This window comes from Priestia sp. P5_B4, from assembly GCF_056400385.1.
Genome location: NZ_JBFULJ010000248.1, coordinates 1 through 4,911, shown reverse-complemented (window position 1 = coordinate 4,911; position 4,911 = coordinate 1). Strand labels below are relative to the sequence as shown.

General features: G+C 39.8%; 6 protein-coding genes. 3 read left to right on the top strand and 3 right to left on the bottom strand.

Annotation, left to right across the window (positions count from 1 at the left end):
* Window positions 1-421: LCP family protein (locus AC1DRF_RS16640; protein WP_477741190.1), on the bottom strand; the 421-nt coding region annotated here is incomplete at its 3' end.
* A 324-nt stretch (window positions 422-745) separates the two neighbouring features.
* Between AC1DRF_RS16640 and AC1DRF_RS16635 the strand changes: the two genes are divergently transcribed.
* From AC1DRF_RS16635 to AC1DRF_RS16625, 3 genes are all read left to right on the top strand, one after another.
* Window positions 746-1,420 carry a hypothetical protein gene (locus AC1DRF_RS16635; RefSeq protein ID WP_053487663.1) on the top strand — a complete coding sequence of 225 codons (675 nt, stop codon included), beginning with the start codon at window positions 746-748 and terminating at the stop codon, window positions 1,418-1,420.
* Between the two features lie 75 nt (window positions 1,421-1,495).
* A complete protein-coding gene (locus tag AC1DRF_RS16630) occupies window positions 1,496-2,596 on the top strand; it encodes a M24 family metallopeptidase (protein WP_043978389.1) in 1,101 nt (366 codons plus the stop codon).
* Window positions 2,597-2,819: 223 nt separating this feature from the next.
* A complete protein-coding gene (locus AC1DRF_RS16625; protein WP_013084584.1) occupies window positions 2,820-3,398 on the top strand; it encodes a suppressor of fused domain protein in 579 nt (192 codons plus the stop codon).
* A 41-nt stretch (window positions 3,399-3,439) separates the two neighbouring features.
* Here AC1DRF_RS16625 and AC1DRF_RS16620 read toward each other — a convergent pair whose 3' ends face one another.
* Together AC1DRF_RS16620 and AC1DRF_RS16615 are read right to left on the bottom strand one after the other, a co-directional pair.
* Window positions 3,440-4,381, bottom strand: a complete 942-nt coding sequence (locus AC1DRF_RS16620) for a DMT family transporter (RefSeq protein WP_477741189.1) — start codon at window positions 4,379-4,381, stop codon at window positions 3,440-3,442.
* A partial coding sequence (locus tag AC1DRF_RS16615) for a GntR family transcriptional regulator (protein ID WP_477741188.1) occupies window positions 4,378-4,911 on the bottom strand: 534 nt, incomplete at its 5' end. The genes AC1DRF_RS16620 and AC1DRF_RS16615, both read right to left, overlap by 4 nt.

Below are 4,911 nucleotides of genomic sequence, written 5' to 3'. Positions count from 1 at the left end.
TTGTCTTACGCATTAATTCGGGCCCGCCAAATGCATAGGCTGAATTTAATTTGTTTTTGCCATGTCCAGGAATATCCACATATGAATCACGCATCAAAGAAATAATTTTAGGCTGATTGCTGTCTTTGTCATAATGAGCAATCATGATTGTATCGGCACGCGAATGTTCTTCACCTCGAGAGTCAATTCCAAGAAGCAGCACATTCATGCTATCTAAATTGGCACTTGCACCATTAAAATCAAATTGTCCATCTTTCCCAAAAGCTCCGTCTGCTTCTGCTAACCCTTGTTGGTATTGATAATACACATACGCACCAGCGGCGATTACAAGAATGAGAAAGAAAAGAAGTAGCTTTCTAAAGCGTTTCTTTTTTCTTTGCTTTTTTCTTTTATGTTGTTTACGTTCTGTACGTTCTTCCAAATGTCTCACCATCGCATTCAAAAATATTAATACTTTTTTGTTTGAAACCAATTATGCAAAAAATTATAAAACGACATAATAAAATTAACACTAAGGAATTAGATTAGCAAGTACGTTCACTAGTAAATCTGCGAAGACAGCTAAAATAAGAGAAGTATACAAATAGAAGAAAGAGGAAATAAAGGTTATTTTTTTCAAGGATTTTTGTTATAATCTATCATAGTTAGGGGAAAAGTTCTGTCTTTTAAGAATGGAATAAGAGGAAAGTCTCTATTTGGGGAGAATCAAATATAGGTCTAAATGTAGAAAAAAGGAGTGAAGCGAATGAGTATATATGTGTCATCTTCGAACCTTGTGCTGATTCCAGAAGCGGCGTTAAGTCATTGGAAACCTTATGGCGCGGGGGAATTGACCGGAGCTATTATTTCAGGTAAAGATAGTGCTGAAATAATTAAAGAGCTTAATCAATCGTCTATTCTGCCTTTTACAAGTTTTTTCTATCGAAAGCATTTTGTTATTCTGTTTGATAAAGAACAAGTGAAAAATCATTTTGAACAGCTGCTTTTATTATATAAATCTCAGGGATATATTTTTTATTCTTCTACTTTATACGATGATCACTGGTCCCAGGTCCTTGAAGGAACGAAGCAGCTGCTAACGGTAAATGGACAAGTGGTGCCAGTGCTTGAGCTTGAACAAAATGGTGAATTTGATGTTGTGCGTGATGAAGGCGGTCTGCACATAGTGATAGATGATGACGAAGACGAAGAGAAGCAGCTAGAAAAAAAAGTTCATGAGCTTCCGCTTGAAGAAGGTACCTATTTTATTGGCGATCCGGGATTTGTTGAAAACCGGGACATGCTGGTGAAAGAATATTTTCCTAAAGGTACGTACGAATTTATTTATAGATACGGAGAAAATGGCTGGCTGATGAAAGTAAGTATTCAGCGAAAAGCGATTAAAGAGCAGCTTACTACTCTTCATGCGGCTTTGTCTTAACCTCTATTCATTGTACAATATTGCTAAATAACTATGTTATAATAGTAATATTGTACAATGAAAGGGGTTTTTTTAATGGAAGCACGTTTACAAAAAGTCGTATCGTGGCTAAAAGAAAAGAATGTAGAAGCAGCCTTTATTTCGTCAACCGAAAACGTATTTTATTTAACTGGATTTCACACGGATCCGCATGAGCGTTTGCTTGGCTTATTTGTGTTTAACGAAGCGGAGCCGATGCTTGTTTGCCCATCAATGGAAGTGGGACAAGCAAAAGAAGCGGGCTGGAAGTTTGATGTGATTGGATATGAAGATCATCAAAATCCTTGGAAACTTATTAAAGAAGCTTTACATAAACGAAACGTAATAGATGTGAAAAAGGTTGCTGTAGAGAAAGAGCAGCTGCTGTATGCGAGAGCTGAAGAACTGCTTAGCCTATATCCAAACGCTGAGCTAGTCGGAGCAGAAGAGAAGTTAAATCAGCTGCGTTTAATTAAAGATGAGCGTGAAGTTGAGATTCTTCAAAAGGCAGCTGCCTTAGCTGATTTTGGTGTAGAAGTAGGTGTAGCTGCTTTAAAAGAAGGCGTTACGGAAATGGATGTTCTGGCTAAAATTGAATACGAGCTAAAGAGAAAAGGAATTCGTGAGATGTCGTTTTCAACGATGGTTTTATTTGGTGAAAAAACGGGAGAAGCGCATGGGAACCCAGGTCTTCGCACGTTAAAGCCAGGAGATATGGTTCTGTTCGATTTAGGTGTAGTGCTAGACGGATACTGTTCAGATATTACACGTACAGTCGCTTACAAGTCTATTAATGATAAGCAAAAAGAAATCTATGAAACGGTACAGCGCGCTGAGCAGGCAGCACTTGAAGCTTCCAAGCCCGGAACTCGCATTGGCGACTTGGACATGGTAGCACGCAATATTATTACAGAAGCAGGATATGGAGAGTATTTCTTGCATCGTCTTGGTCATGGTCTTGGCATCAGCGTGCATGAGTTTCCTTCAATGAGCCGCAACAATGACGATGTGCTTCAAGAAGGCATGGTATATACAATTGAACCGGGTATCTATATTCCAGGACTCGGAGGCGTGCGTATCGAAGATGATGTAATCATTACAAAAGATGGATACGAAACGTTAACGAAGTACCCAAAAGAATTACAAATTATTTCATAATAATGTCATAAAAAATAGAGGCTGCCATGGTGCAGGCTCTATTTTTTATGGGAAAAGACAAAATTGGTTAAGGTTTCTCGTTTGCTTCTTGATACAATTTCATAGTATGTTACGAAACGATAACATTTCTATCACATTTTCTAAAAACTATATCGTAAGCGAGTGCAGTAGTATATGCTGTACAGTAGGGAGCTTTTTAAGGTCGCAAGCAAGGAGGTTTTTTATGAGTAATTTTACAAAAGATGAAGAATTAATTATACATAAAGCAATAGATGTATTTGGTCAAAAGGATCGAATTGAAGATTATTCAGATGAAAGAAAAAAGCATGGTATTCACGTTGTGGCGTGTGAAAACCATCCGCGTCAAGACGTAACCGCGTATGCAACGCTCGGTGGACATCAATGTCCGACAGGCTATACAGTTGGAGGAATCCCGCTTCGAATTGAAATCGTTGGGGCTTGTCATGAGGAATTCGGTATTTATTCTGCTATTTTAGCAAACTGTATTTTCCATATGATGAAATCTCATGTGTCCATCTTCCCAGGAGCTATTTATAAAGACGTTATTGCAGTGCTTGATGACAGCTTTCATATGCAGCACATTTTGCTGATTCCGCCGTTTTTATGGGATAATTTTTCAACGATTGAACTATCTGATAAAAAAGTAACGTTCCTGCAGGCCGTTCCGATTTCAGAAAATGAACGTGCTTTTGCACTTGAGTACGGAGTAGATTCGTTGCTAAGCCGCTTTGATGCTGAGCAGGTGAATGTCTTCAATTTAGAAAGAAGATCTGTTGTATAAACAAAAAGAGCGCCGACTAAGACGCTCTTTTTTGTTATTAATTAGTAGGTCAATTCTTTTTGCGGTATAGCTTTTTTATGACTTGTTTGGTAGCTGTGAAGGACCATGCCTGCTATGATAACTCCCATTCCAACCCAAGAAAGAATCGATGGCAAAGGACTTGATAGAAGGAAGACCTCTCCTAGCAGGGCAAATAAAACTTCCATCGATTGTGTAGCTTCAACTGCACCTAGCTTTTGAGAATCTTTTTTAACAAGGTCGGTTGCTGCAAAAAATAGAACTGTTGCACATACTCCTGAAAGTAAAGCAACTAAACTGCTTTGATAAATCTGAGTTGTTTTTGGTAGTCCATCGGTCACGCAGGCATAGACAGAAAGAATAATCCAAAACGGCAGGCTTGAAAGCGTCATTCCAAGCACGCGCTGAAACGTATTAAGTGACGACACTTCCATCATTTTACGGTTGCCAAGCGGGTACGCAAAAGAGGCAATTAAAATGGGAATGGTACAAAGCAAGGCAGTAGCGGCTGACAGTTCAGTCGCATGCTCAAGCTGCATGAGTACAACTCCTATTAAAATAATAAACGAAAAACCTAGCTGCTTGAAGGGAATGCCTCCTCGCTTCTTTCCTTCCTTGTAAAACAAAGGAGCTAGGAGAGACCCCGATAAAATTGTGATTTGCCAAGTTCCTGCAATAAGCCAGCCGGGRCCGTAGGCCGAAGCAAAACAAAGAGGAGCGTAAAATAACCCAAATCCAACCGTGCTCCAAAACAGCCATTTTTGAGGCTGGGCTTTTATTTCTGCCACCACAGGTTTAATACCACCCCAAAAATAAACGAGCACAAGTAAAAGAGGTACCATAAAAAAATAGCGCAGCGACGCGCTCCACGCCCAGCTGCCTCCGGATAAATCCATCGCTCGATTTAAAACGAATGTAAAAGCAAAAAAGAATGAGGCAGCAATGCCTAATAAAAGAGGCTTCACTTGGATTCCTCCTCACTTGTCAGCGCTTCACCTAGCGTCAGCCAGTTCGTTTCGACAAGCTGCGATGTCAGTGCGACATCTTTTTGACCGCAAGCGTTTATGATTTCTTTGTGCTGATCAACCGAAGCAAGGCTAGCAAGAGATGAAAAACGAGCGATTTCCAGACGCTGAATTTTGGCGCTTGTTTGTTTTACAACACGTTCTAGCTCTATATTGTTCGCCCGTTTTAAAAATACGGAATGAAATGCTTCATCCGCTTCGATCGCTTTAAGGACATTTCTTGTTTTGATTGCATGTTCTAGAGATTGATTGTGTTTGATTAGTTCGCCCATATCTTCTTCTTGTAACGAAGTACAAGCCAGCTTAGCAGCAAGTGCATGAAGAGCTGCGACGACAATAAAAGATTGTTTTGCCTCCTCAAGGTTTAATGGAGCCACTTTTGTAGAAGAGCCAGGTGTCGTTTGGACAAGGCCTTCATCTTCAAGCCTTTTTAATGCTTCTCGAACAGGAGTGCGGCTAACTCCAAACTG